The sequence below is a fragment of the Polaribacter sp. genome (genome assembly GCF_039939415.1).
Classification (GTDB): Bacteria; Bacteroidota; Bacteroidia; order Flavobacteriales; family Flavobacteriaceae; genus Polaribacter.
This window is the reverse complement of sequence record NZ_JBDVJE010000075.1, coordinates 1-2,672: the sequence shown is the minus strand read 5'-3', so window position 1 is coordinate 2,672 and position 2,672 is coordinate 1. Positions and strand designations below refer to the sequence as shown.

At 29.9% G+C, this 2,672-nt stretch carries 2 protein-coding genes; both read left to right on the top strand.

Translation table 11 applies throughout. The features are described 5' to 3' along the window. The first annotated feature begins 379 nt into the window (after nt 1-379). Nucleotides 380-1,465 carry a glycoside hydrolase family protein gene (locus ABJG40_RS12875; protein WP_348024993.1) on the top strand — a complete coding sequence of 362 codons (1,086 nt, stop codon included), beginning with the start codon at nt 380-382 and terminating at the stop codon, nt 1,463-1,465. Nucleotides 1,466-1,521: 56 nt separating this feature from the next. Next, nucleotides 1,522-2,672 (top strand): hypothetical protein (locus ABJG40_RS12870; RefSeq protein WP_348024992.1); only part of this gene is annotated, 1,151 nt, incomplete at its 3' end.

The window sequence follows — 2,672 nt, the reverse complement described above, 5'->3', positions numbered from 1 at the left end:
GAGGAAGTGACAATAGCACAATTTTAAAAATAGATTTCATTTTTATAGAAAATTTGATTATATAATATCTAATTAGTTTAAAAGAATTAATTTTTCAAATTAAAGAAATAAATTTATTTGCAGAGGGTGTTTTTGTATCAGTTTAGGAGTGAAAATGATGATGTTTTTTATGAATAATAAAGATTAGCGCTAATTACTTGTGGGAAACTTCTTTTTTTTGATGAGAAAGAGACATAACTAACCCACACTGTAATCAAAATTACCCCATTTTATAAAGTAAGAATAAGTATTTTTATACTTTAACTATGTTTTACTGTTACTTAACTAGATATTATATAATTTAAATAAATATTTTTTACATTACAAATAGAAACAACAAATGAAATTAAGACAACTAACCATACTTACAACAATACTTATAGTTACATCTTGTAGCATTTTAGAAAAGAAGAATAAACAACAAGTAAAAATTGTTAATACAAATAATATAAAATTTGAATACGTAGGGCGTGCTGCAGAAAATGAAGGAATGCATGTTTGGGGATCATCACCAATTAAAGGTAAAGATGGTAAAATTCATTTATATGCTGCACAATGGTCTACTAAAACACAAACTAATTTTAGTGGTTGGTTTAAAGATTGTGAAATTGGCCATTATGTAGGAGATAAACCAGAAGGACCTTTTAATTATGTGGGTGTGGCTGTAGAAGATAAAAATGGGCTTTTCAATTCGCCACACAACCCAACAATTAGTAATATAGATGGTCAGTATCAACTTTGTTTTATTGTAAATGAAAATGATGATTTAAAAACACAACGAATTGTAATGTTGGTTGCAGATGATCTTAATGATAGTTGGAGACCTGCTAAAGGAGGAGAATCAGATGGAACTATTTTACGTCAAACAAAAGATTCAACAGTTTGGAACTACACAGCACGATTAGGTGTTTCAAATCCATCATTAATTAAATATAAAGATAAATATTTCTTATATCATAAATCTGTAGTAAGAAAAGAACCTAGAGGATATGTCTACTCATATGGTCTTATTGTTGCTGATAATGTTGAAGGTCCTTATGTTCATCAACCAACAAGAGTAACAGAAGAAAAAATGCCACTAGAAGATGCATATGCATTTACAATGAATGATTCTGTGTACATGATAAGTCGTGATTTTAGAGGTGCTTTAGGAAATAGAGGAGGTGGATTGTTATGGAAATCTGCAGACGGATTATCATTTCCTAGAGAAAATACAAAACGAGCATACGAAGATTTATTACATTACGTAGGTGAAGAACATTTAAAGGATGCTGTTTCTTATAGGGGTAAAAAAGACGGACATTTAGAACGTGCACAAATTCTTTTTAAAGACGGTGTTCCTTCTTATTTATATTTGGCTACAGGTGTGCAAACAAAGCCTGGTTTTGGAAGTAGTTCGCATGTTTTTAAAATTAATTTTGAATAAATTAAAAAATAAATAATGCTTTTAACTTTAATAATTAACTATCTTAAACTAAAAAAATGAAAAGAAATTATCTACTAAAGTTAAAAGCATTATTTGTTGTCATTTTATTTTTTTTTACAAAATGTGATTCCGCTAAGAAAACTCAAAATATCGTAGAATTTGAAGATAATTCTAAAATAATTACAGTTGATACATCAGTAAGAACAAAACAAATTTCTAAAAACGCTGCAGGTGTTGTTTCTTGTTGGTTATTAGATTCAGATAAAGAAAGACCAAGAAAAACATCTTTTACAGATGCCATGAAAGATATGGGTGTAAAATACATTCGTTTTCCATATGGTCACTTGGCAGATAATTATTTATGGGATGCAGATGGTGATTGGGGAAATACGCTTACCCCTAAAATAGCTAGCTCATCACAAGCTCCTGCAAATTGGGATTGGGCTGTACATAAAACAAGTGGAGAATTTATAAAAGATATGGATTTTGATGAATACATTTCTATTTGTAATAATATAGGTGCAGAACCTATGGTTGTTGTAAATATTCTTTCTTATAAATATAATAATGGCCCTACTTATCAACAACTAAAAGAAACTGCTATAGAATGGGTTAAGTATGCAAACATAACAAAAGGATATAATGTAAAACGATGGGCATTAGGAAACGAAGTAGATCATCATTCTGATTTAATTACTAAAGAAGAATACAAAGCGCTATACACAGATTTTGCAACTGCAATGAAAAAAGTAGATCCAAGTATTTCTGTTGGTCCTGGTTTACTAGGCAGCTGGCATGCAGATTTACTAGCTCATGATCCTGAAAATATAGATTTTATTTGTGTGCATAATTATTTGTATAAATACGATTGGAGAAATCAAGATTACCAAGGTTGGAAAAACACCAATAGTGTATTAGTGGGTAATGTAGAAAGTGTTCAAAGAATTGTAAACAATTCTACTATACCAGATACAGAAATTCATGTTACAGAGATGAACTCTCGTCCTTGGAAAAATAATTCTGATAAAGACGATATATTTAGAGCATTGGCTTATGCAGAAATGGTTTTAAATGCCTCTAGTTTTGAAGACGTAAAAGCAACCTATGTTTGGAATACACATGGACCTTGGGTAGGGCCTGAAACAAATACACCTTACAATATTCTAGATTTAGATAATAATAGAGAACCAAGAGGAGATGTTATTAA